The 24,844-nt window shown below is 67.2% G+C and carries 17 protein-coding genes; 7 read left to right on the top strand and 10 right to left on the bottom strand.

Translation table 11 applies throughout. The features are described 5' to 3' along the window. The first annotated feature begins 14 nt into the window (after positions 1-14). Positions 15-728 carry a nucleotidyltransferase family protein gene (locus PMI12_RS02085; RefSeq protein ID WP_007828554.1) on the top strand — a complete coding sequence of 238 codons (714 nt, stop codon included), beginning with the start codon at positions 15-17 and terminating at the stop codon, positions 726-728. After that, positions 725-2,122: an aminopeptidase P N-terminal domain-containing protein gene (locus tag PMI12_RS02080; RefSeq protein WP_007828552.1), complete on the top strand. Its 1,398-nt coding sequence runs from the start codon at positions 725-727 to the stop codon at positions 2,120-2,122. The genes PMI12_RS02085 and PMI12_RS02080 overlap by 4 nt, the downstream gene beginning before the upstream one ends. Here PMI12_RS02080 and PMI12_RS02075 read toward each other — a convergent pair. After that, positions 2,064-3,029 (bottom strand): LysR substrate-binding domain-containing protein, encoded by a 966-nt coding sequence (locus tag PMI12_RS02075; RefSeq protein ID WP_042672657.1) that lies wholly within the window; start codon positions 3,027-3,029, stop codon positions 2,064-2,066. The two genes, PMI12_RS02080 and PMI12_RS02075, sit on opposite strands and share 59 nt — an antisense overlap. 134 nt (positions 3,030-3,163) lie before the next feature. On the opposite strand from PMI12_RS02075, the gene PMI12_RS02070 reads away from it, so the two are divergent. Further along, positions 3,164-3,571, top strand: a complete 408-nt coding sequence (locus PMI12_RS02070; protein WP_007828549.1) for a tautomerase family protein — start codon at positions 3,164-3,166, stop codon at positions 3,569-3,571. Between the two features lie 42 nt (positions 3,572-3,613). Here the strand turns inward: PMI12_RS02070 and PMI12_RS02065 are convergent, their stop codons facing one another. The 8 genes from PMI12_RS02065 to PMI12_RS02030 form a co-directional block, all read right to left on the bottom strand. Beyond that, positions 3,614-4,966 carry an esterase-like activity of phytase family protein gene (locus PMI12_RS02065; protein ID WP_007828548.1) on the bottom strand — a complete coding sequence of 451 codons (1,353 nt, stop codon included), beginning with the start codon at positions 4,964-4,966 and terminating at the stop codon, positions 3,614-3,616. Between the two features lie 70 nt (positions 4,967-5,036). Beyond that, the gene (gene pbpC, locus PMI12_RS02060; RefSeq protein WP_007828547.1) at positions 5,037-7,325 is read right to left on the bottom strand and encodes a penicillin-binding protein 1C; all 2,289 of its coding nucleotides are present in this window, start codon (positions 7,323-7,325) and stop codon (positions 5,037-5,039) included. Between the two features lie 140 nt (positions 7,326-7,465). After that, the gene (locus PMI12_RS02055) at positions 7,466-13,468 is read right to left on the bottom strand and encodes an alpha-2-macroglobulin family protein (protein ID WP_007828546.1); all 6,003 of its coding nucleotides are present in this window, start codon (positions 13,466-13,468) and stop codon (positions 7,466-7,468) included. A 268-nt stretch (positions 13,469-13,736) separates the two neighbouring features. Next, the gene (locus PMI12_RS02050) at positions 13,737-15,371 is read right to left on the bottom strand and encodes an FAD-dependent oxidoreductase (protein ID WP_042672656.1); all 1,635 of its coding nucleotides are present in this window, start codon (positions 15,369-15,371) and stop codon (positions 13,737-13,739) included. 7 nt (positions 15,372-15,378) lie between these two features. After that, positions 15,379-16,935, bottom strand: coding sequence for a polyamine aminopropyltransferase (locus PMI12_RS02045; RefSeq protein WP_007828542.1), 1,557 nt, complete (start codon positions 16,933-16,935; stop codon positions 15,379-15,381). Beyond that, on the bottom strand, positions 16,932-17,150 hold the full coding sequence (locus PMI12_RS02040) for a DUF350 domain-containing protein (protein ID WP_007828540.1): 219 nt from the start codon (positions 17,148-17,150) through the stop codon (positions 16,932-16,934). The genes PMI12_RS02045 and PMI12_RS02040 overlap by 4 nt, the downstream gene beginning before the upstream one ends. Positions 17,151-17,328: 178 nt before the next feature. Then, positions 17,329-18,816 (bottom strand): DUF4178 domain-containing protein, encoded by a 1,488-nt coding sequence (locus PMI12_RS02035; RefSeq protein ID WP_007828538.1) that lies wholly within the window; start codon positions 18,814-18,816, stop codon positions 17,329-17,331. Between the two features lie 153 nt (positions 18,817-18,969). Then, positions 18,970-20,019, bottom strand: a complete 1,050-nt coding sequence (locus PMI12_RS02030) for an SPFH domain-containing protein (protein ID WP_007828536.1) — start codon at positions 20,017-20,019, stop codon at positions 18,970-18,972. 172 nt (positions 20,020-20,191) lie between these two features. On the opposite strand from PMI12_RS02030, the gene PMI12_RS02025 reads away from it, so the two are divergent. From PMI12_RS02025 to PMI12_RS29310, 4 genes are all read left to right on the top strand, one after another. Continuing rightward, positions 20,192-22,540, top strand: coding sequence for an NADP-dependent malic enzyme (locus PMI12_RS02025; RefSeq protein ID WP_007828534.1), 2,349 nt, complete (start codon positions 20,192-20,194; stop codon positions 22,538-22,540). A 181-nt stretch (positions 22,541-22,721) separates the two neighbouring features. Then, a complete protein-coding gene (locus PMI12_RS02020; protein WP_007828532.1) occupies positions 22,722-23,135 on the top strand; it encodes a ribonuclease domain-containing protein in 414 nt (137 codons plus the stop codon). Positions 23,136-23,185: 50 nt separating this feature from the next. After that, the gene (locus tag PMI12_RS02015; RefSeq protein WP_086012087.1) at positions 23,186-23,611 is read left to right on the top strand and encodes a barstar family protein; all 426 of its coding nucleotides are present in this window, start codon (positions 23,186-23,188) and stop codon (positions 23,609-23,611) included. Positions 23,612-23,688: 77 nt separating this feature from the next. After that, complete coding sequence (locus PMI12_RS29310; RefSeq protein WP_162130814.1) at positions 23,689-23,835, top strand: hypothetical protein; 147 nt, start codon at positions 23,689-23,691, stop codon at positions 23,833-23,835. Positions 23,836-23,968: 133 nt separating this feature from the next. On the opposite strand, the gene rsmA is transcribed toward PMI12_RS29310, so the two are convergent. After that, positions 23,969-24,733 (bottom strand): 16S rRNA (adenine(1518)-N(6)/adenine(1519)-N(6))-dimethyltransferase RsmA, encoded by a 765-nt coding sequence (gene rsmA / locus PMI12_RS02010; RefSeq protein ID WP_007828527.1) that lies wholly within the window; start codon positions 24,731-24,733, stop codon positions 23,969-23,971. Positions 24,734-24,844 lie beyond the last annotated feature (111 nt).

Here is a 24,844-nt window from a genome sequence, read left to right as displayed (position 1 = left end):
TTTCCGTGCGGGCCATGATCCTGGCCGCGGGGCGCGGCGAACGCATGCGGCCGCTGACCGACATCACTCCCAAGCCCCTGCTCGAAGTGCGCGGCAAGCCGCTGATGCAGTGGCCGATGGAGGCGCTGGCCGCGGGCGGGTTCACCGAGCTGGTGATCAACACGGACTGGCTGGGCACGCAGATCTCCGAGCGGTTCGGCGCCAAGCCCTTGTTGCAGGGGCCATCGGCACTGTCGATTTCATATTCCGACGAGGGCCGCGACTTCGGCGGCGCGCTGGAGACGGCCGGCGGCATCGTGCGTGCGCTGCCTTTGCTCGGCGAGGTGTTCTGGGTCGCGGCCGGCGACGTGTTCGCGCCGGACTTCGCCTTCACGCAAGACTCGGTCGACCGCTTCGTCGCCAGCGGCAAGCTCGCGCACCTGTGGCTGGTGCCGAACCCCGCGCACAACCTCAAGGGCGATTTCGGCTTGTCCGCCGGGGGCCTCGCGCTCAACACGGCCGACCGGAAGTTCACCTTCTCGACCATCGGCCTGTACCGCGCCGAGCTCTTCGCGCCACCGTACAGCGACATCCCGAGCGGCAACCCGGCCGGCCGCAAAGCCCCGCTGGCACCGATCCTGCGCGCCGCGATGGACAATGAACTCGTGAGCGCCGAGCTCTACACCGGCCCCTGGACCGATGTGGGCACCCCCGAACGACTCGCCCAACTGAACACGCCAAGCAGATGACTTCAGCAGCCACCACCACGATCTACGCCGAGCGCCGCGCGCGCCTCGCCTCGCAGCTGGGCAAGGACGGCATCGCGATCATCCCGACCGCGCCCGAACGCCCGCGCAACCGCGACACCGATTTCCTCTACCGCCACGACAGCTACTTCTATTACCTGACCGGCTTCACAGAGCCCAATGCCTGGCTGGTGCTGGCGGGCGATGGCCGCGCCACGCTGTTCTGCGCGCCGAAGGACCTGGAGCGCGAAATCTGGGACGGCTACCGCCTCGGCCCCGACGCGGCACCCGCGGCACTCGGTGTCGACGAAGCCTTCTCGGTCGCCGACCTCGATGCCAGGCTGCCGAAGCTGCTCGAGAACCGCTCGACCGTGTGGTTCCCGTTCGCCATCCACAAGGGCCTCGAGACCCGCATCGACGGCTGGCTGCAGTCGGTTCGCGCCCGCGTGCGCTACGGCGCGCTGTGCCCCGAGGAACAGCGCGACCTGTGTGGCCCGCTCGACGAGATGCGCCTGATCAAGGACGCGCACGAGCAGGACATCATGCGCCGCGCCGCGCAGATCAGCGCCCGCGGCCACGTGCGCGCGATGCAGCTCTCGGCCCGCATGCTGCGCGAGGGCAAGGACGCGCGCGAGTACCACCTCGACGCCGAGCTGCTGCACGAATTCCGCCTTGGCGGCTCGCAGTACCCGGCCTACTACTCCATCGTCGCGGCCGGCGCCAACGCCTGCGTGCTGCACTACCGCGCCGATGCGGCACCGCTGCGCAAGGGCGAGCTGGTGCTGATCGACGCCGGCTGCGAACTCGACGGCTATGCGAGCGACATCACCCGCACCTTCCCGGCCGACGGCAAGTTCACCGGCCCGCAGCGCGCGCTGTACGACCTCGTGCTGGCCAGCCAGGACGCCGCGGCCGCCGTCACCAAGGCCGGCAACCGCTTCACCGATCCGCACGACGCCGCGGTGAAGGTGCTGGCGCAGGGCATGCTCGACTTCGGCCTGCTCGACGCCAACAAGGTGGGCGGCGTGGACGACGTGATCGACTCGCGCGCCTACTTCCAGTTCTACATGCACCGCACAGGCCACTGGCTCGGCATGGACGTGCACGATTGCGGCAGCTACGTCGAGCCCACGCAGGTTGGCGAGGTGAGCGAGCGCAAGGATCCGCTGTCGAACGAGGTCATCAAGAACCGCCCGAGCCGCATCCTGCATCCGGGCATGGTGCTGACGCTGGAGCCCGGCATCTACGTGCGGCCCGCCGACGGCGTACCGGAGCAGTTCCACGGCATCGGCATCCGCATCGAGGACGACGCGATCGTCACGGCCACCGGCTGCGAGCTCATCTCGCGCGGCGTGCCCGTGAAGGCGGACGAGATCGAGGCGCTGATGCGGGCCTGACGGCCCGCGCGCCGAGCGGCCCGGGCTGTGGCATCGCCATGGCCTGGGCCTGAAGCCAGTCGCAAAACAGTCGCGCCGCCTCGTCCCGGGTGCCGTTGCGCCTGGCGACATAGCGGTAGCCGCTGGCATGAAAGCCCAAGGGCGCGGTCAATCGTCCCGCCCGCACGTCGTCCATCACGAGATGCCAGGGCGCGATGCAGATGCCCAGGCCGCCGATCGCAGCCTCCAGCGTGAAGTAGTAGTGCTCGAACTCCGTGCCGGGCAAAACCCGCACCGCGCTGCCGACCGATGCGCTCCACATCGACCAGGCATTGCGCCGCGTGCGCGTCTGCAGGATCTCCCGATTCTCGAGATCGGCCGGCTCGCCGAGCCGCAACCGGTCGGCCAGGCCGGGAGCCAGCACGGGGCCGAGCAGTTCGTCGAACAGGAACACATCGGCAGGCGTCGCCTCCTCGTCTTCGTCCTGCACCACCGAGATCGCGACGTCGCTGCGCGACACCGGCGTTGCCGCACTCTGGTCCGTGGCCTTGAGCCGCACGCCGATGTCCGGCTGGCTCGCATGAAAATCGTAGAGCCGCGGAATGAGCCAGCGCATCGTGAAGGTGCTGAGGCAGGAGACGTCCAATGTCGTGTGCTGCCGCTCAAGCATGGCATCCACCGCCTGTTCGATCTGCATGAAGGCCGCCGACAGGGTCGGCTGCAAGTACTTGCCGGCAACGGTCAGCACGGGCCGGTTCTTCGGCCCTTCGAACAACACGACGCCGAGCGCATCCTCGAGTTGCCGCACCTGCCGGCTGATCGCACCAGGCGTGACATGCAACTCGTCGGCGGCCAGGGTCATGCGGCCCAGACGGCCGGCCGCTTCGAAGGCGCGCAGCGCGTTCATGTGGCGAAGATGCTGTTTCATGGTGAAGTGACTTTATTGCACATAGCACCGGCAAATTCATCGGTTCGTTTTTTGCTTTGCGGCGCCTACAAACGGCGCATGACCTGTCCGGAATCGTCCGGCGGCATGCATCGCTTTTGCTGGAGTCCGTCACCATGCCTTTCATTCGCACCGCCGTCCCTGAAGACACGCCTCCCGCCCAATGCCAGGCCATCGTGCGAGGCATCCACGACGCACTGGTCGGCAGTATCGGGATGCCGGAGGACGAGCTGTTCAACCTGGTGAACCCGTACAGGGCCGACCATTTCTTTTTCGATCGCAGGTTCAATGGCGTGGCACGTTCCGATCGCGTGATCGTGGTCGAGATCACCATGCGCCGGGGGCGCAGCGATGCGATGAAACGGACACTTTATGGCCAGATCGCGCACAACCTGGAACACCAGGCTGGCATCGCACCAGCCGACGTTTTCATCTTCACTCACGAAAATGATTACTCGGACTGGTCGGTCGGCAACGGCCAGTTCGCGATGACCTTGGTGCAGCAGCGCGGCACGGACACCTGAAAGACAGCAAGGCGGTGCCGATGCCCTCGCGGCAGGCGCCGCTTACTTCGCCTGCAGCAACGCGCCCGCTTCCAGCAGCACCAGCTCGTTGTCGTCCGCCTTGTTCGGCTCGCGGCTGCTCGAGAACGGCAGGTTGTTGTCGTTGCCGACCACGATGTGCGTGGCGTCCACCACGTCGACGTTCTCGATGGTGAAGAAGGGAAACTTCAGCACGCCGTCGTTCAGCGGCTTGCGTGCGAGCTTGTCGGGGTCGGCGATGTTCAGCAGGTCGATGTAGCCGATCTTGCGCACCGGGCCACCCGCGTTCGCGTCGTTCAGCTCGACCTTGTAGACGCGCTTGAACTTCGCGATGTCGTGGAAGCAGTCGGTGCGCTTCTGGCCTTCGGGGCAAGCCTTGTCGCTCGTGCCTTCGCCGTTGTCTCGTTCGATGATCAAGCCGGTGGTTGCGTCGATCATGTTGAAGTCGCCGATGGCGTTGCCATTGGCTTCGAGCACGTATTTCCAGTGGCGGCCCGTCCACTTCTCGGCGGCCACATCGAACTCCAGCACGCGCAGCGCTTCCTTGCCGTCGACGCGTTCGTAGTCCTTGGCCTCGGCGTTCCACACCGGGCCTTCGAGCAGCGCGTAGAGCTTGCTTGCGTCCTTCGACGAGGCCATGCCCTCGAAGCCCTTGGAGCGCTTGATCTGGAAATCGACCGCGCCGCCGGGCATGCCTGGCGTGGTCACTGCGGGGTGATCGGGCGAGCGCACGGCCTTGCCGTCGACCAGCGTGTCGTGCACGGCGAGCACCTTGCCCTTGAGGTCGGCCTTGATCAGGAAGGGTCCGAACTCCTCGCCGATCCACAGCGCGCCGCCGGCGAACTGGAAGCTCTCGGGGTCGAAGTCGGCGCCCGTCAGGTAGCGCTGCTTGGTGCCTTCGTGGACGATGCGGAAGGGCACCTTCTTGTCCGGGTCATGCAGGAAGATGGTGTTCAGGCGGTTGAACTTGCCGCTCTTGAAGTCCACCTTGTAGTGGTTCAGGTAGAGCATGAAGTCGGGCGAGTTGGCCTTGGTACCGGCACCGTTGTCGGTGAGGATCCAGAAGCTGCCGTCGTCCATCTTCTTGATGCCCGAGTGGCCCTGCAGCGGCTGGCCCTTGAAGGGCAGCGACACGCCGGTGCCGCGGCCGGCCGACAGGCCTTCGACCGAGCCGATCGCCTCGACGCGCTTGCCGGTCGTGAACTTGCCGCTGGCCTGCAGGTCGGCCGGCGCGTCCTTGGGCGCAGCGACGAAGCTCTGCGCGGGCAGGACGGCGTGGCCGGCGAGCGTGGAAGGGAAGGCGGTCTGGGCCGTCGCGCCGCCGCACGCGAGTGCAGCGGCAAGAGCGATGAAAGACAGGGAGGCGATGCGCGTCATGGAAAGGAAGGCGTTCGAGTTCAAAACGCGTGACCATGCCGAGGCGGCATGACGCGGCCATGACATCCTTTCAAGGAGCGACGTCCACCGTCACTTCGCGCGACTCCGCGCGGCCCTGGTCGTCGACCGCGCGCAGCACATAGCGCCGCCCCGATACGGAGAGATCGGGCATCCAGGTGATGCCTTCGCCGGGCGCGGCGCGGCCGATGAGCGCGTCGTCGGCAAACCAGTAGATGGCCTGCGTGCCCGCGGCAGCCTCGGCGCGCAGCACCAGCGGCTCGGGCTTTTTCACGCGCAGCGTGTGGCGCACGCCGCGCAAGGGCGACGTGATGAGCGGCGCGCTTTCCGGCGCATCGCCATCCTTCTCGCAGCCGTCCGCCGGCGCGCTCGCGCGTGGCAGTCCGGCCTGGCGGAACAGGCGGCGCATGTCGCTTCCCCATTGCTCCACCACCTGCTGGCGCGCATTGGGCTGCGGGCCGCAGACCACCTTGCCGGTCGTTTCATCGACCCACACTGCGCGGTGCAGGTTGCTGACCTGGATCGGCGACTTGCCGGCGATGAACCATGTCATGGTGCGCACCGGGCACATCGCATCGGGCAGGCCGCCCGTCGCGGCGCAGACCTCGATCTGGCGCAGGTCGGCCGGCTGGCGCGATGCGATCTCGCCCGGGTCGAGCCGCTCGGCGCGCAGCGCATCGACCATGCGCAGGAACAGCGGCGCGGCGGCGTCGACGCCCACCAGCGCGGGATTGCTGGTGCCGTCGAAATTGCCGACCCACACCACCAGCACGTGACGGCCGAACACGCCGGCCGTCCACGCGTCGCGAAAGCCCCAGGACGTGCCCGTCTTCCACGCGATGGCCGGGCGTGCGGGCAACGTGGTGTCGGGGCGCGGCGTGTGGCGCAGCATGTCGAGCGTGATGAACGACGCTTCCTCGCTCAGCAAGCGCAGCGGCTGCACGGGCCGCTCGCCGGGCGCGGGCTGCGTGTAGCGGATCGGCTGCGAGATGCCGCCGTTGGCCAGCGTCGCATACATGCCAGCCAGCTCCTCGGGCGTGACCTCGCCGCCGCCGAGCACCAGCGCGAGGCCGTAGTGCGATTCGCCCTGCAGCTTCTGCACGCCGGCCAGGCGCATGAAGTCGTAGAGCCCCGGCTTCGAGAGCTTCGCTGCCACGGCCACCGCGGGCACGTTGCGGCTGCGGATCAGTGCCTCCTGCGCGGGCAGCGGCCCGGCGAAGCGGTGGTCGAAGTTCTCCGGCGTGTACGGGCCGAAGGAAGTCGGCGCGTCCTTCAGCATGGTCTTCGGATGCAGCAGCCCCTGGTCGAGCGCCAGCGCGTAGATGAAGGGTTTGAGGGTGGAGCCCGGCGAGCGCTTGGCCAGAACGCCGTTGACTTGCCCCGAGATGGCGTCGTTGCGGAAGTCGGCCGAGCCGATCATCGCGCGCACCTGCATCGTCGACGCATCGAGCAGCAGCGCGCTCGCGTTGTTCATGCCCACGTCGGCGTGCGCGCGCAGGTACTGGCCCATCACGCGTTCGAGCGTGGCCTGCATGCGCAGGTCGATGGTGGTGCGCACCTCCTGCACGCCACGCTCCTGCGCGAGCAGCATGTCGGTGGCGTGCGGTGCCAGAAAGGGCAGGCTGCCGCGCGACTGTGCCGAGAGCGCCAGTTGCGCATCGGGCGCATGCTGCTTCGCCGCCGGATCGCGCTCGGCCCACAGCGCCCACAGGCGTTCGCGCGCCGATTGCAGCTCGGCGTTGCGGCCGCGCTCGGCGATGCGCTTGACGGGGTTCTGCGGAATCACCGCGAGCGTCAGCGCCTCGGGCAGGCTGAGCTTGGCGGCGTCCTTGCGGAAGTAGATGAGGCTCGCGGCCTGCACGCCTTCGATGTTGCCGCCATAGGGGGCGGTGTTGAGGTAGGCCTCGAGGATGTCGTGCTTGCTGAAGCGCGCCTCCAGCCACAGCGCGGCGAAGATCTGCGCGACCTTGCCGGTGGGCGTGCGGCTGTCGATACCGTACACGCGCCGCGCGAGCTGCATGGTGAGCGTGGAGCCGCCCTGGCGGCGCTCGCCGCTGGCAATGCGCCAGGCGCTGCGCGCCAGCGCGGCGGGATTGACGCCGGGGTGCGTGTAGAAGCGCCGGTCTTCGTACAGCAGCACCGCATCGACCAGCGTGGGCGAGATGCGTTCGAGCGGCACCCAGAGACGGTATTGCTCATCGCCTGCGAGCGTGAGGCGCAGGAGCTGGCCACCTTGTGCGTAGACGGCGCGGGAGCTGCCGACGGTTTCGCTGAGCGCTGCGTGCGGCCACAGGCGAAGCAGTGCGAGCACGAAGACGACGAACGCGAAAGCGATGCCCATCTTTCTCCCTCTCCCTCCGGGAGAGGGTTGGGGTGAGGGCATCGGCGACGGATCGAGCACGGTGTTCATGTTGGTGCCGCACCCTCACCCTAACCCTCTCCCGCAAGCGGGAGAGGGAACCAGGCGCGAGCGCGTCATGATCAATTCGCCACCACCTGGAAGCGCGCGCCGGCCGAGCGCGAGAACACGCGCCGGTCGTACATCGCCTCGCCGTAAGCGGCCGGCACCACGTAGTCGCCCACGTTGGTGGCGCGCGCCTTGTAGGTCACTTCGAGCAGGTCCTTGTTGACGCTGCCGTAGAACACGACGCGGTCTTCGCGGATGTCCGCGTACTGCACCTTCCACGAGCCGCCGCCACCGAGGCGCTTCTTCCAGATCGGCGCGTCGGCATTCGCATCGTCGTCGTCGCCCACGGCCTGCAGCACCGGCTCCAGCCCGCCGGGCAGCACGTCGACCAGCGCCACGTCGTTGATGTTCGCCCGCTCCAGGCTGCGCACGCGCACCCGCACCGTGACCTCCTCGCCGAGCTTCGCCTTGGTGACCGGGTTGCCCTTGGCATCGAGCACTTCGTGGAAGATCTCGAGGCCCTTGTTCACCGCGGTGGCAGGCACATTGCGCTCGAAGCCCTGTTCGGCCCAGCTGTAGTACAGGTTGAAGTCGCTGTCGTTCGACAGCTTCAGCTTCGCCGTGCCGGCCGGCACCGCGGCGCGCGTGATCGGGTTGACCACGCCCAGCGCGAGTGCGGCGGCCTGGCCCTGTGCATTGACGGTGCTCGCCGTGAGCTTGCCTTCCACGTTCTGTCCCACGGCCTCGAAGTACGAGTCGACCGCGAGCAGCATCGAGGCCGACGACAGGCTGTTGTACCAGCCGTCGCGCACCATCGCGCCCATGCCTTCCCATACTGCGGGCTTCAGCATCTTCAGGCGCGACGGGAAGTGGCGGCCCACGAGGTGCAGCGTCATGCTGTCGTGCACCAGCGGGTCGTAGTAGGTGCCCCAGACGTTGCGGCGCTGCTTCTTCTCGGTGCGCGCGAGCAGGTCGGCCCACACCGGGTTGAGCAGCTCGTTGGCCACCTGCTCCTGCTTCACGAGCTGGTAGCTCGCGGCAAGGTAGACGGCGCCGAGGTCGTCGCTCCAGCCCTGCGTCTGCTTGCCGCGCCATGCTTCGCGCAGGTTGGCCAGTGCGGCCGGCGCGATGATGCCCTGGCGCGTCAGCAGGTAGGCCGCCTGCGTGCGCTGGCGCCAGCCGTCGAGCGATGCGTCGCCGCTGCCGAGCCAGCCCTGCAAGTAGGCGTTGGCCTTCTGCAGCAGGTCTTGCGGCACGGGCAGCTTGTGGTCCTTGGCCTCGACCAGCAGGTGCACGGCGTACAGCGTGGCGAAGGCGTCGGTGCCCGCACCGGGCCACAGCGAGAAGCCGCCGTCGGCCGTCTGCCGTGCGCGCAGCTGCACGAGGTAGCGCTCGAAGGTCTTGCGCGCCTCGGGCAGCGGGCCCTGCTCGGCCGTGCGCCCGCGCGCCATTTCCTTCACCAGCTCGGGACGGCCCGAGAGCAGCACTGCCGGGAAGGTCTGGCTCGTGATCTGCTCGGTGCAGCCGTGCGGGTAGGCCTCCAGGTACTGCATGAGGCCGGTGGCAAAGGACCACGGCGCGGCCGACACGGCCACGTCGCTCTGGCGGAAGTTCGGGTACAGGTCGGCCTGGCTCGAGATTTCTCCCGCGCGCTGGAAGCTGCCGGCCTGCACCAGCGTGACGAAGGGCGATGCAGGCCGCACGCTCACTTCGGTCGACAGGCGCGCGTTGAAGTTCTTGTGCGTCGACGTGAACACCAGCGCCGAAGAACCCAGCACGGCCTGCTCGCCCGGCTTGGCGCGCACGCTGAACTTCGTGCTCGCCTCGCCGCGCTCGTTGACCTTGAGCGTCTGTGTGGCATCGCCCACCACTTCGAGCCCGCCGGAGGCGGTGAGCGTGAGCGCAATGGGCACTTCCTTGCCCGAGCCCACGATGTTGTTCGCGAGGCCCACGCCCACTTCGACCGTGTCACCGGGCGCCATTGCGAGCGGTGCGTTGGGCAGGATCACCATGTCGCCGCGCACCACGGTGCGGGTGCTCTTGGCGGCGGTGGTCTCGTCGTTCACCGCGACGGCCATCACGCGCAGGCTGCCGTTGAAGCTCTCGGGCACGGCGTAGCTGAACTCGCGGCTGCCGTTCACATCCACCAGCCCCGACCAGAAGGCCACCGGCTTGTCGCGCTTGCGCTTGAACGGGTTCAGGTGCTTGCCGAGTTCGCCTTCGCCGTCACCGCCGGGCGCGGCGCCCTGCATGAGCTTCTTGAACTCCGGCAGGATCAGATCGAGCGTCTGCAGCGTGCCGACTTCGAGCGCGCGCTTCTGGAAGAAGTGCTTGAGCGGATCGGGCGTCTTGTAGCGCGCCACCTGCAGGATGCCCTCGTCCACCGCGAAGACCACGGCGCGCGTGGGCTTGTCGCTGGTGAGCTTCATCTTCACGGTCTGGCCCGGCTTCACCAGTTCGCTGCTGGTGAGCTGCAGGTTGGCGGTGCGCTTGGTCAGCGCGGTGGCGAAGGGCACGACGCCGTACGACAGCGGGCTCATGTAGACCTCGTCCGAGGCCGGGTCGCGCACGAAGTGCACGTTGATGTAGCCGGTGCCCTCGAAGTCCTTGGGCAGCACGATCTTCTGCACCGAGGCGGTCTTGTCGGTCTTGAACCATGCATGGGCGTAAACCTTGTCGCGCTCGATGGTGATGAGGCCGGCGCCCACGTAGGGCGCGCGGATGCTCACCGCCATCTCCTGCCCGGGCTCGTAGTCCTTGCGGTCGAGCGTGAGCTGCAGTTCGGCATTGCGGTCGAGCGAGCGCGAGACGTTGGCGTTGCCGGCCACGCTGTATTCCACGCGGTTGAGCTCCAGCCCGTCGGCGTTGCGCACCACGTAGGCGAAGTTGCCGGGGGCGCCGGTGTCCAGCGCCACGGTGTTGCCGGCGGCAACGATGGCGAAGGGCTTCTCGTCGAGCACGATCTCCTTGCGGCGCGACTCGTAGCGGTACAGGCCGCTGTCCTGCTTGATGAGCACCGACAGCACCTTGCGTTCGACGCGTTCGATCTTCAGGCCGGGCACGGCTGTCTTCCTGGCCTGCGGGTCGATCGCGATCACGGTGGCACTGCGAGCGGCGCCCTTGCTCACGTAGCCGACGTCGCCGTCGACCTTCACGCCGACAAGGTAGGGCATGTCGCTCACCAGCGTCTGCGCCTCGGCCGACACGCTGCGCCCACCCTCGGGCTCGAAGGCCTTGGCCAGCACGTGCACCTGGTAGGTGGCGGCGTCGAAGCGCGACAGGCGCAGGTCGAACTCGGCCTTGCCGTCGGCGCTGGTCTGCACGCTGCCCAGATCGTCGGCCTGCCTGTCGGCAGCGCGCTGCGGATCGAAGAAGGCGTAGTCGGTGAACGCGCGGAACACCGGGAAGCCGGGGCTCAGCGTGAGCGTGCCTTCCACCTTGCGGTCGGGCGCGGGCGTGCCGAAGAGGTTCTGCACGTCGATCAGCGCCTTCAGGTCCTTGGGCTTGACCCAGCCTTCGGCCACTTCGCTGCTGAGCTTGGCCGTGACCTTGGTGCGGTCGGGCAGGAACTCCTGCACCTTCACGGTGGTGCTGCCGATCAGCAGGCCTTCGACCTCGGGCGTGCCGGGCGACGATTCGCGCGGCAGGTAGAGGTTGACGGTGTAGTTGCCGGTCGGCGAGCTGTCCTGCGTGGTGTGGGCGATTTCCGCGGCGCCGCCGGGGCCGAGCTTGAGCTTCTCGCGGCGCACGCTGAGGCCGCGCGCGTCGATGATCTCGGCTTCGAGCGGCAGGTCGCGCAGCGAGGTGGCCCAGTTGCCGGCCTTCACCATCATCGCGATGTGCATCGTGTCGCCCGGGCGGTAGATGCCGCGATCGCTGAAGACGTAGGCCGTCATCTGGTTCGGCACGCCGGCCGCGCGCAGGCCGCCGACGTCGAAGCGCGAGATGTCCAGCGTGCGGTCGCTGCGGTTGAAGGGCAGGAAGCTCAGGTCGCCGTCCTTGCGCACGACCAGCACCACCGGTGCCTTCTCGCGCTGGTAGCCGGCGAGGTTGGGCAGCTTGGCCGCGCCCGTCGCGTCGGTGGCCTGCGACGCCACGATCATGCCGTTGCGGCCCCACACTTCGACCAGTGCACCGGCCACGGGCTGTCCGTTGGCAATGCTCTGCACGAACACGTCGCGCGTACCGTCGAGCGACTTCTTGGCGACGATGCCCAGGTCGGTGACGAGCACGAGGCGCTGGTCGAGCTGCTGCTCGGGGTTGCCGCCCTCGCCGTTGCCTTCTTCCTCGTCCGGGGACTGCTGCTGTTCGTCCTCGGGTTGGGCTTGCGCATCGCCTTCGGGCTTCTTCTTGGCCTTGGGGTCGTAGCCCTGTACCTTGAGCAGGAACACGCCGCGCCGGTCGGACGCGTCGCTGCGCAGGTACTCGGCGAAGTCGACGGTCTCGTAGTGCGCCTTGCCGGCGGGGATGCTGAGCGGGATCTCCTTCTGGAAGCGGTCGACGAGGTTGTCCGACTGCAGGCCGCCGTAGAACTGCGGATGCGCGAAATCACCATTGGTCTGCGTCACCAGGTGCTGCAGCTGCTGCGGCAGCAGGCGGCCGATTTCGAGGCGGATGCCGGGCAGGTCGCGCACCAGGATCGGCAGCTTGCGCTCGCCCGACAGCGCGAGCAGCGAGCCCTGGCTCATGATGGTGAGCTCGGGCGCGAAGGTCTTGAGCAGCAGCACGTCCTGGCGCGCCGCGCCGAGCTGGTAGCCGCCGGGCGTCTTCAGGCCCTTGGCCACGCGCACCAGCAGGTAGCGCCCGCCCTCGGCCTGCGGCATGCGGAAGCTGACCATCTCGGTCACTTCGCGCTCGCTGGCGATGGGCTGCAGGCTGATCTTCTTCGCGCGGCGCAGCACGGCGTCGGTGATCTTCGCGGGCTCGGCCGACCAGTCGAACTTGTCGTCGGGATCGCCCTTGGCTTCTTCCGTGGCCGGCAGCAGCCAAGCCTGCAGCACGCGCGCCATTTCGCGTTCGTGCACCGGCATCGAGGCGGTGACGTGCATCACGTGCTCGGGTTCGCCGTTCTCGCCGGTGACGATGGTGGGCTCGATGCCGGCGATGGCCAGGCTGAAGAGGCCGGGGATGTCGACCGCGCGGGACTGGTCGTTGCGCAGCGCGGGACCGCCCTTCTGCGCGACCGTGCCAGCCGTGAGGCTGAGAATCGCTGGACGCGTCTTCTCGGGAATCGGCAGCGGCTCCGACTGCAGGGTGGCATTGAGGCGCAGCTTGTCGTAGCTGACCGTGAACTTCTCGCTCGCGCACTTGCCGACGCTGAAGATCGAGCTGCTGCAGGGCTGGTCGTAGGTCAGCACCAGGCGCTTTTCGAACTCGGCCGTGTTGACGGGGTGCGAGAAGCGCACCTGGAAAAGCGCGCGGCGTACGTTGGCCTGCACCGGGTCCTGGTAGAACTCGGCGCTGGCGATCTGGGCTGTGAATTCGGGCGAGGTGAACTCGTACTTGCGCTGCGCCATCTCGATGTGCGGCGCGAGCGCGTTGCCGGCGATCTGCACCTTGTAGGGCTGGCCGATGGGCCAGTCCTGCACGGGCAGGAATTCGAGGCGGTTCTGTTTGGTCCAGCTCCAGCGGCCGGCAATGGCGGGCTCGATGGTGACGCCGGTGGCCTCCTGGCCGATGCGCGCAATGGGCGCGACCGAGGCGGAGAAGTTCATGACGAAGGGGTTCGGCCCCTTGTCGAGCTCGATCTGCGTACGTTGCGGCGGCTCGGTCTTCGCGGTGGCGACGACGGGCTCGACGCGGTCGGGCGTGAGGCCGTGCCACCACTTCAGCACATGGGGGCTCGCCATCCAACCGGCCAGCACCAATAGGAGGAGCAGCACCAGCCACGCCAACCGCTGCTGCAGCCACTGCAATCCGAGCAGCACGAAGGCGCCGGCAATGCGCAGCCAGCCCGGCGGCCGCCAGGAACCGATGAGCCCGCGGGCCAGCGGACGCAGGAAGCCGAGCACGCGGCCCAGCCCGGTGAAGAGCACGTCGCTGAGCGACGCGAGTTTTCTGTTGGCGACTTGAAGCATGGAAGCTCCCCCGATGTTCTTGTTGGCGTTCGCGAGTTTGCCGACCGTCTGTGAAGCAATGGCGCCGTATGTGAAGTCCGCGTGAAAACTGCACGGGGCTGCGCCGGGGCCATTTCAAGGATTCATGGTGCGTTTGCTTTGCTGGGTGTTTTTTCAGGGTGAGTGCGAAGGACACCGGGTGCCCCCTCCGCGAATGTCCACCGGCCTGCGGCCTCCTCCTTTATTTCGCTGCGCAGCACCCCGTCGGCGTGACTGCACCTCGGACGCCTCATGCCGCCGCCACGCGCATTCCCGTGAGGTGCCCACGCGTGAACGCCTCCTCGAAGATCGAGTAGCCCGACCAGTCGGCATGCGCGAACGACAGGCGTCCCGCGACGACGCTGCCGCGGTGCGCCGCGTCCTGTGCCGTGCGCTGCGAGCCGATCTGCGCCAGCAGCCCCGGTTTGGGGATGGACATGGCGTGCCCATAGCGCGTGACGTCGATGCGCGTGGCGAGCGAAGGCAGGTCGGGGTGCGGCACCGACAGCTCTGCGAGCAGGTCGTCGCGCCAGCCGCTCCACGGTCGATCGAGCAGCAGCTTGCGACCGTCCGTCGCGTCGTAGCCGCTCGGCCCCAGGGGGCGGTACCAGCTGAGGACGGTGCCGCGCGGCGTGGGGTCGAGCGACTGGTGCCGCGCGTCGACGTAGCCGAGGCCGCGCGTGCCGTGGATCACGTTGTCCCAGCTCGGCGCTGCGCCATGGCGGTCGGCCAGCGGGCCGCGCAGGTGAATGTTGGCCACGAGCCAGGGCGCGTAGCGCACGTGGGCCGCGGCGTTCTTCAGCACGGCCGGCGGGTTCTCGACCACGCGCGCGGCGATGAACACGGGCAGCGCGACGATGCAGCGCTGGGCCTGCCAGCGCACGAGCGATTTCGTGGCCGCATCCCACGCGTCGACCTCGACGCCATCGCGCACCTCGGCGATGCGCGTGACGACCTGACCGGTGCGCAGCCGGTCGCCGAGCGGCCTGGCCAGCTGCTTCGTGAGCCAGCCGTTGCCTTCGGGCCAGGTGAGGATGCCGTCGCGCTCGGGGCTCGAATCGTTGACGCTGCCGGTGGGATCGCCGGGCGCATGGAAGCCGTGGCGGCTCGCGAAGTAATGGATGCCGGCCCAGGCCGAGACGTGTTCGATGCCTGCGCCGTAGTCGTCGCGGCAGCAGTAGTCGAGATACCAGCGCAGCTGCGCGTCGCTGAATCCTTCGCTCTCGAGCCAGCCCGCGAAGGTGATGGCGTCGAGCGCCAGCAGCTCGGGCGTGACGGCGACCTTGAGCGTGGGAATCGCAAAATGCGCCGCGTGCTGCAGCGCATCGATGCGCTGCGCGAACTTGCGGTACTGCGCGAGCGAGCCTTCGCCCACGCCGTGCATGGGCAACAGGCCGTCCTGCCACTCGCCGCGGAAGAACAGGCGCTCCTGCGGGCTGTGGCAGAGCGTGGCCTCGTCGTATTCCCAGCGGCCCGCCACGCGGCGGCGCAGGCCGAGTTCCTCGAGCAGGTCCTGCACTTCGCGCGCGTCGTCGCCCGGCACGGGCAGGTAGTGCGCACCGAGCGGGCAGGCGATGCCGTTGACCACGCCGCCGCGTGCGTTGCCGCCGGCGGTGTCCTCGAGCTCGAGCAGCGTGAAGTCGTCGATGCCCGAGAGCCGCAGGGCGCGTGCAGCCGCAAGGCCCGCGACGCCGCCGCCTGCGATCACCACGCGCGTGCGCTTCACGACGGCGGGCGCCTGGCTCTTGAGCGCGCCATCGCGCATCGCGTGGCCGCGCGCCATGTCGATGCCGGTGAAGCCACCTTCGACGGGCGTTGGCGGCGCCTCGCAGCCGGCAAGCGCCAGCGCGCCTGCCGCCATTCCGAGAAATTCGCGCCGTTGCATGACTCAGCTAGTGCGCCATCACCTTGCCCCACTCCTGCTCGTAGGTGGTGACAAGGGTCTGGTTCGACAGCCGGTTCACTTCGGCCGGCACGCGCGCCATGTCGAGCGGAAAGTCGAACATCAGCGGCAAGGTGGAAGGCGAGAGGAAGCGCAGGCCCGAAGGCAGCGCATCGGGCATGCGGTAGGGCCGCCGGCTCGCGATGATGTAGCCCCATTCGCCGAAGCTCGGCACATGCGCGTGGTACGGCGTGGCACGCAGGCCCACCGATTCGACGGTGGTGGCCACGGTCCAGTAGCTCTTGCGCGCCACCAGCGGCGAGGTGGTCTGGATCACCGCATAGCCGCTGGCCGAAAGGCGCCTCTCGAGCAGCGCGTAGAAGCTGTTGGTGTAGAGCTTGCCGATGGCGAAGTTGGTCGGATCGGGAAAGTCCACCACGATGACGTCGAAGGTGTCCCCGGGCTGCTGCAGCCACTGGAAGGCGTCGGTGTTGACGATCTTCACCTTGGGCGACGAGAGCGAGTGGCCGTTGAGCGCGGCCAGGGTCTCGTGCTCGGTGAAGAGTTGGGTCATGTTCGGGTCGAGCTCCACGAGCGTGACCGACTCGACCGAGGGGTACTTGAGAATCTCGCGCACCGCCATGCCATCGCCGCCGCCCAGCACCGCGACCTTCTTCGGCGCGCCCTGCGCGGCCATCACCGGATGCACGAGCGCCTCGTGATAGCGGTACTCGTCGCGCTCGGCGAACTGCAGGTTGCCGTTGAGGAACAGCCGGTGCCCGAGCAGCCCCCGCGTGACGACGATGCGCTGGTAGGGCGAGGTGGCACTGAAGACGATGCGGTCCTGGTAGAACTTGTCCTCGGCCAGCGTGGTGATGTGATCGGCCCAGGCGAAGGCCGCGACCAGCGCGGCCAGCGCGAGAAAGCACGCGACCGCATGCGCGCCGACGCGGCGCAGTTCATGCCGGAACAACCACAGCGCCCACACCGCCACGGCCGCGTTCATGAAGCCGAACAGCAGGCCGGTGCGGATCATGCCGAGCTGCGGCACGAGGACGAGCGGGAACGCCACCGACACCGCGAGCGCGCCGAGGTAGTCGAAGGTGAGCACCTGCGACACGAGGTTCTTGAGCACGATGTTGCGCTTCAGGATGCGCATCACCAGCGGAATCTCGAGCCCCACCAGCGTGCCCACGACCGTCACGAGGCCGTACAGCAGCAGCCGGAAGGCGCTCGGCACGTACGCATTCGCGAGGAACAGGATCGCCGGCAGCGCACCGCCGATCAGCGCCACCATCAGTTCGATGCGAAGGAAGTGCGCCGGCAGCTGCCGCTCGAAATAGCGTGAGAGCCATGAGCCCACACCCATCGCGAACAGGTAGGTGCCGATGATGGTGCTGAACTGCAGCACCGAGTCGCCGAGCAGGTAGCTGCTCAGCGCGGCCGCGCTCAATTCGTAGACAAGCCCGCAGGCGGCGACCACGAACACGCTGGCGAGCAGCGCGATCTCCACGGGTTGCGGCCCCCGCGCATCCGGGGTGCGCGCGGGCAGGGCCGCGTCGCTCAATGGATTGCTGCGGCGACGATGATGCTGATGCCGAGGCTCATCGCGGCAACCACCAGCCCCAGCGCCACGTTCTGCTTCTCGACGATCTCGCCCCACAGGTCATACGGCGTGATCTTGTCGATGATCAGGAAGCAGAGCCAGAAGACCAGGACGCCGATCAGCGCATACACGAGCGATCCAAGGACCACGCCCGGTTTCAGCCATTCAAATCCCATGATGAGGACCTCCAGTCAAAGTTGATTCAGTTTGCACCCAGTCACCGCACAACGCGCGCCAGAACTGGCGCCCCCCAAGTCGGGGAACACCGCAGAACCGGCTTCGCCGGGCTGCAGGTGTTGCCCCCGGTGAGGGGGAAGGCGAAGCGACACGAAGTGCGCGAAGCCTGGGGGGCGGTCATTTGTGCCCGCCGCCACTCGAATAGCCGCCGTATGACCCGCCCGAGCTGCGGTAACCGCCCGTGGAGCCGCTGGTACTGCTGCAGGTGCTCATGATGATCAGCACGATGATGATCACGACGACGATGAGGACGATGGTGCCGCAGCCCATGCCGGATGCGGCACTCACGGGCAGCGCGTCGGTGCGCTTGAACATGTCCTTGCGCGCGTCGAGCTTGAAGGCGGTGGCCACCAGGCCGCTGTCGAGCTTGCTGCCCGACGACCACGTGAGTTCGTTGGCCGAGCGCTCCATCGACAGCAGTGCGCCGCCGCTGGCGAAGTCGCGGTTGAAGGTTTTCTGCCCGCGCTCGACCTGCCAGTAGAACTCGCCCGCCACGTAGGTGGTCTCGGCGTTGTAGGCGTACTGCTGCTGGTAGCGCTTGTTGAGGTAGGTGGCGGTGTTGCCGCTCTCGGCCATCACGGGCGCGCCGGTGGTCGGCTTGACCATGCTCCAGCCGTCCTCGGCGTCCACCAGGAAGCTGAAGCCGCGCTTCTTGTTGTAGAGCAGGTACTCGTCCCAGCCGAACAACTCGTCGTCGCCGGGCGCGCTGCCCATGCGGTGCTGGAAGCCGACCACCTGCCACTGCGCGCCCTGCAGCTGGCCCATGCTGCCAAGCGCGATGAGCGGGCGCACGGGCTCGTCCTGCGTGGCGTGCTTGAGCTCGCCGCCGATGCCTTGCGACAGGTCGATGATGCTGTTGCACGAGCGGCAGGTGATGCTCTTGCTGTCGGCGAGGTTGACGGTGACGGGCGAGCCGCAGTTGGGGCAGTTGAAGCTGCGGCCCTTTTCGTCCTTTGCGGATTCCTCGCGCAGGCCGGTGAGCTGCAGGTCTTCGAGCTGCACCGATCGGCCGAGGTAGCTCGCGGGCGGCTGCGTGCCGTAGTCGATGCTGAGGACCAGGCCCTTGTCGTTGCGCAGCTCGACCATCGCGAAGGAACGGCCGAGCTCGGGCAGGTGCGGCAGTTCGCCCTGCGCGGAGGTCAGCGCCACCTGCTCGTTCGAGGTGACGGCGTAGCTCTGGCCCGCGAAGGCGGTGGTGGCGCCCACGCGCAGTTCGTTCCAGGGCGGTGCGGTGCGCTGCAGGTCGAAGGGCAGCGCGAAGACGTAGGCACCGTTGTCCTCGCTGAGCACGCCGGTGCGGTCGCCGTCGAGCGCGGCGATCCACTCGGTCCAGCGGCCGCCGGGGTAGGTGTACTGCAACCGGCCGATCAGCGTGAAGGGCTTGTCCTGGATGCGGCCGGCGGCGAACAGCTGCAGCGGGCTGAAGTCGTCGAACAGCTCGGCCATCTTGCCGGTGCGCGCGAGCGTGTCGCCCTGTCGCACGACGGTGCTCTGGCAGTAGGGGCAGACCGCGTGCGTCGACTGCGCCGAGCGGAATTCGACGGGCGCGCCGCAGCCAGGGCAGGGCGCGCGGTAGTAGCGTTGGTTGCCGGTTTCCTCAGCCATGGCGGCTCAGGAGATCGACGGCTGTAACCACGGATGCAGTTGCGGGAAACACCACGGAACCGGCTTTGCCGGGCCGTCGGTGTTGCCCCCTGCAAGGGGGGAGGAGAAGCGACACGAAGTGCGCGAAGCCTGGAGGTTAGACCAATACTGGGGTCAGACGAGCTTTTTGAGGAGTTCCACCTTCTTGGCGTCGAACTCTTCCTGCGTGAGGATGCCCTTGGCCTTGAGTTCGCCGAGCTTCTCGAGCGTGGTCATCACGTCGGTGGGGCTCACCACGGCCACGGCCGGCTGCTGCTGCGTCGCCGCAGCTTGGGCGGCCGCATTCGGGCTCAGGCCCTGCGCGAGGTTCTGCGCCAGCACCTGGCCGAGCGCCACGCCGGCACCCAGGCCCATCGCGTCGCCCGCGATGCCGCTGCCGCCAGCGGCGCCTTCTGCGAATTTGGGAATGGCCTGCGCGGTCTGGTACTGCATGAACTTGCCCATGTCGTTGCCGACCATGCCCATGCCGATCTTCTGGTCGAGGATCTTCTGCAGCTCTTCGGGCAGCGAGACGTTCTGCACCGTGATGTTCTCGAGCTTGATGCCGATCTTCCCGAACTCGGGCACCAGCTGCGCGGCGAGCGCCTGCGCAAACTGGATCTGGTTGGCCGCGAGGTCGAGGAAGGGCACGCCGCTCGAAGCGATGGCGTTGCTGATGTTCTGCAGTACCAGCCCACGCAACTGGCCGTCGAGGTCGGCCACCGAATAGATGTCGCGCGTGCCGGAGATCTCGGTGTGGAAGGCCTTGGCGTCGCCGATGCGGAAGCTGTAGTTGCCAAAGGCGCGCAGGCGCACGGCGCCGAAGTCCTTGTCGCGGATGGTGATCGGCTGGGGCGTGCCCCACTTCTGGTCGACCTGCTGGCGGGTGCTGAAGAAATAGACGTCGCTCTTGAAGGGGGACTCGAAGAGCTTGTCCCAGTTCTTCAGGTACGTGAGCACGGGCAGCGTCTGCGTCGTGAGCTTGTACATGCCGGGGCCGAACACGTCGGCCACCTTGCCTTCGTTGACGAAGACGGCAACCTGCGATTCGCGAACGGTGAGCGAGGCGCCGTTCTGGATTTCCATCTCGGCCATCGGGAAGCGCCAGGCCAGCGTGCCGTCGCCGGTCTCGGTCCACTGGATGATGTCGATGAACTGCTTCTTGATGAAATCCATCAGTGCCATGGTCGCTCCTCGTTTTTTCAGGTTTTGTCCGAACCGTGCATATTGCCACACCGGTTTGACGGCGCACCCGGCTTTTCGCCATGGCTACCACCGGCCATGCGACGTATGGCCGGTGCGCAGCGAGGTCTACAATCGGCGCCCCCAGAAGAAGCGCCACCAGGAGCTACGGCACATGTCAGATTCGACCCCCTCGACCTCATCGACTCCCACGCCCGAAGACAAACGCGCCGAGTTGCGACGTGCAGCCCTCGAGTACCACGAGTTTCCCGTGCCCGGCAAGATCGCCATCGCGGCGACCAAGCAGATGATCAACCAGCGCGACCTGTCGCTGGCCTATTCGCCCGGCGTTGCCGCGCCCTGCGAGGAAATCGTCAAGGACCCGGCCAACGCGTTCAAGTACACCTCGCGCGGCAACCTCGTGGCCGTCATCAGCAACGGCACCGCCGTGCTGGGCCTGGGCGACATCGGCCCGCTGGCGTCCAAGCCGGTGATGGAAGGCAAGGGCGTTCTCTTCAAGAAATTTGCCGGCGTGGACGTGTTCGACATCGAGATCGACGAGAAGGACCCGGCCAAGCTGGTCGACATCATCGCGTCGCTGGAGCCGACCTTCGGCGCCATCAACCTCGAAGACATCAAGGCCCCGGACTGCTTCTACGTCGAGCGCGAGCTGCGCAAGCGCATGAAGATCCCGGTGTTCCACGACGACCAGCACGGCACGGCCATCACGGTGGCTGCCGCCATGGTCAACGGACTGAAGGTGGCGGGCAAGAAGATCGAGGAAGTCAAGCTGGTCGCTTCGGGCGCGGGCGCCGCGGCGCTGGCCTGCCTGAACCTGCTGCTGAAGGTCGGCCTGAAGCGCGAGAACGTGTTTGTCACCGACCTCGCCGGCGTGGTCTACGAAGGCCGCACCGAGCTGATGGACGACGACAAGCGCCAGTACATGCAGAAGACCGACGCGCGCACGCTCGCCGAGGTGATCGAGGGCGCCGACGTGTTCCTGGGCCTGTCGGCCGGCGGCGTACTGAAGCCCGCGATGGTCGCCAGGATGGCCAAGCGCCCGGTGATCTTCGCGCTGGCGAACCCGAATCCCGAGATCGCGCCCGAAGACGCCCATGCGGTGCGCGACGACGTCATCATGGCCACCGGCCGTACCGACTACCCGAACCAGGTCAACAACGTCCTGTGCTTCCCGTACATCTTCCGCGGTGCGCTGGACTGCGGCGCGACGACGATCACCGACGAGATGGAAATCGCCGCGGTGCACGCCATTGCCGACCTGGCACAGGCCGAGCAGAGCGAGCGCGTGGCTGCGGCCTACGTCGGTGAAAAGCTGTCCTTCGGCCCCGAATACCTGATTCCGAAGCCCTTCGATCCGCGTCTCATGATGAAGATCGCGCCCGCCGTGGCCAAGGCGGCCGAGGATAGCGGCGTGGCGTCGCGTCCGATCAAGGACATGGACGCCTACCGCGACAGGCTGCAGAGCTTCGTCTATGCCTCGGGCACCACGATGAAGCCGATTTTCGACAGCGCCCGGCGCGCGTCGAAGAAGCGCGTGGCGTACTGCGAAGGCGAGGAAGAGCGCGTTCTGCGCGCCGCGCAGATCGTGGTCGACGAGGGCATTGCGCGTCCGACGCTGATCGGCCGCCCGGCCATCATCGCCCAGCGCATCGAGAAGTTCGGCCTGCGCCTGAAGGAAGAGCTCGACTACGACATCGTCAACGTCGAGCAGGACCACCGCTACCGCGATTTCTGGCAGACCTACCATCGCATGACCGAGCGCAAGGGCCAGACGGTGCAGACCGCCAAGATCGAGATGCGCCGCCGCCTCACGCTGATCGGCGCGATGCTGCTGCACAAGGACGAGGTGGACGGCATGATCTGCGGCACCTGGGGCACCACGCTGATCCACCTGCACTACATCGACCAGGTGATCGGCAAGCGTCCTGGCGGCTGCGAAAGCACGCCGCAGGACGTGCCGGTGTACGCCTGCATGAACGGCCTGCTCCTGCCGGACCGCCAGGTGTTCCTGGTCGACACGCACGTCAACTACGACCCCTCGCCCGAGGAACTGGCCGAGATCACGACGATGGCGGCCGAGGAAATGATGCGCTTCGGCCTGAAGCCGAAGGCGGCGCTGCTGTCGCACTCCAACTTCGGCACCAGCAACGAGCCCAGCGCCATCAAGATGCGCAAGACGCTCGAACTGCTGCGCGTGCAGGCCCCCTGGCTCGAGGTGGATGGCGAAATGCACGGCGACGTGGCGCTCGACAGCAAGCAGCGCGCGATCGTCATGCCGCACAGCGCACTGGCCGGCGACGCCAACCTGTTGGTATTTCCGAACATCGATGCCGCCAATATTTCGTACAACCTGCTCAAGACGGCGGCTGGCGGCAATATCGCGATCGGCCCGGTTCTGCTTGGCGCGGCCAAACCTGTGCACATTCTCACGGCCAGCGCGACTGTTCGACGCATCGTGAACATGACAGCCTTGACAGTGGCTGACGCAAACGCCGAAAGATAGGCCCTTTGGCGAGAGTGGTCGCCAACTTAAAGTACCACTCACTCCCCTTGCGACTGCTCAAACTTTGAGCAGTCGCTTGCTATTTTCGCCAGCGTGGTGCACACTCGCGGGCTTGAATTTGCGGGTTAACCCCGACGTTGATCGCCGATTCGAACCCCCCGCTCTTTTCTTGTGGTGCCCCATGGCGGCTTACGCCTCGATCACGTCCTCGTTCACAAAGTTTGCGCTCACCAGCCTGATGCTGGCAGCGTTGACGACGGGGGCCGAGGCCCGCGGATGGTTCGGCGCCGGAAAAACGTCCGCCGAGGAAACAATTGCACTGTCCGACTTGCCGGTGCAAGGCCAGCGAACCTACCAGGCCATCCTCAGTGGCGGCCCCTTCCGGCATGACAAGGACGGCACCGTGTTCGGCAATCGCGAGCGTCTTTTGCCGCCGGCGCGCCGTGGCCACTACCGCGAGTACACGGTGCAGACGCCCGGTTCACGCAATCGTGGTGCACAACGGATCGTCTGCGGCGGCGAGCAGCGCACGGCGCCCGAGGCCTGCTGGTACACGGCAGATCACTATGCGAGTTTCAGACGGATTGCGCCATGAGCGATGAAAACGACCTGGGCGGCGCCCCGAAGCGCCCCGAAGAAATGATGATGACTATGGAAAGACCAGCGGAGATGACCTTATCCCTTCGTGCCATACGCCCGAACATCGTGCAATCGATCCGCGCGTTCCGCGTGAGCGACCTGCAGGACGCTGCCAACGCAGCCGGCCAGCACTTCCTGTACGCCAACCTGGGCAACGCCCAGACCAAGCAGGACGTGCTCGACCTGATCGCGCAGCAGTTCACGTTCCCGGCCCACTTCGGGAAGAACTTCGACGCGCTGTACGACTGCATGACGGACCCGTTGCATAAATCGGGCCCACAGCCTGGTTTCGTCATCGTCCTGGAGCAGATTCCGGCCAACGCCAAGTTCGACAAGGAAGCGCGCGAGCAGCTGCTCGACATCTTCCGCGACGCCTCGGACTACTGGGGCGACCGCAAGGTCCCGTTCCGGTGCTTCTATTCTTTTCTGTAGCCCGTTCTGCATCTACCAGCCAAGCAGAACGGGCGAACGAGGCTCAGCCGAACGCTGAAACCCTCGATGGCATCGAAGTGAACCCCAACGCCGCCGCAACGGCCGCCGCCGGCACCGAGCCGGCCGGTGAAAAAATGCCGACCGACAAACTGGTCGACGTGTCGCCCCTGGCGCTGCGCATGAGCAGCCCTTTCAACGCTGGCTACTGGCTCGCCGCCGCGTAATCGGTTCACCCCCCAGGCTGCGCGCACTTCGTGTCGCTTCGCCTACCCCCTTCCGGGGGCGGTGCTGGCCGACCGGCAAAGCCGGATCGGCGGCACCATGGAATTGAAAAAGCCCCGCTTCTGCGGGGCTTTTTCATGGGGGAACAGCTTGGGCCAGGGTGACGTATTCGGCTACCGGCACCTCCTCGGCGCGGCGCTGCGCATCGAATTCGCCTGTGTAGCCGTGCGTTTCCAGCCATTTGCCCAGCGTGTGCCGCAGGATCTTGCGGCGCTGACTGAAAGCCACCTGCACGATCTCGCCGAGCCGCGCCGCATCCACGGCCGGCGGTTCGGCCAGCGGCACCATGCGCACCACGGCGCTGTCCACGCGCGGCGGCGGGTCGAAGCTCTCGGGCGGCACGAACAGCACGTTTTCCATCTCGTAGCGCCACTGCAGCATCACGCTCAGGCGGCTGTAGTCCGAGGTGGCGGGTTTCGCCACCATGCGGTCGATCACTTCCTTTTGCAGCATGAAGTGCTGGTCGGCGACCAGGTGGGCATAGCCCAGCAGGTGGAACAGGATCGGCGTGGAGATGTTGTAGGGCAGGTTGCCCACCACGCGCAGGGGCTTCGACGCCCTGGCCGCGAGTTCGGCGAAGTCCACCTTCAGCACGTCGGATTCGATGACATCGAGCTGCGGGTGCTCGCGCAGGCGCTTGGCCAGGTCACGGTCGAGCTCGATGACCGTCAGTCGGCCGAGCCGCTCGACCAGCGGCTGCGTCAGCGCCGCGAGCCCCGGGCCGATCTCGACCATCGGATCGCCGGGCTGCGGTGCGATCTCGCTCACGATCGCATCGATGATCCCCCCGTCGGACAGGAAGTGCTGCCCGAACCGCTTCCTGGCGATGTGCTGAGCCATACCGTCAAGCCACCGTCAACGAGGAAAAAGGGAAGTTACGCCAGGAACACCGCGGAACCGGCTTTGCCGGGCCGCAGGTGTTGCCCCCTGCAAGGGGGTGGGCGAAGCGAC

It is taken from the genome of Variovorax sp. CF313 (assembly GCF_000282635.1).
In the GTDB taxonomy this organism is placed as follows: Bacteria; Pseudomonadota; Gammaproteobacteria; order Burkholderiales; family Burkholderiaceae_C; genus Variovorax.
Note: the sequence above shows the minus strand (reverse complement) of the source record. Positions and strands in the feature narration are given on the sequence as shown.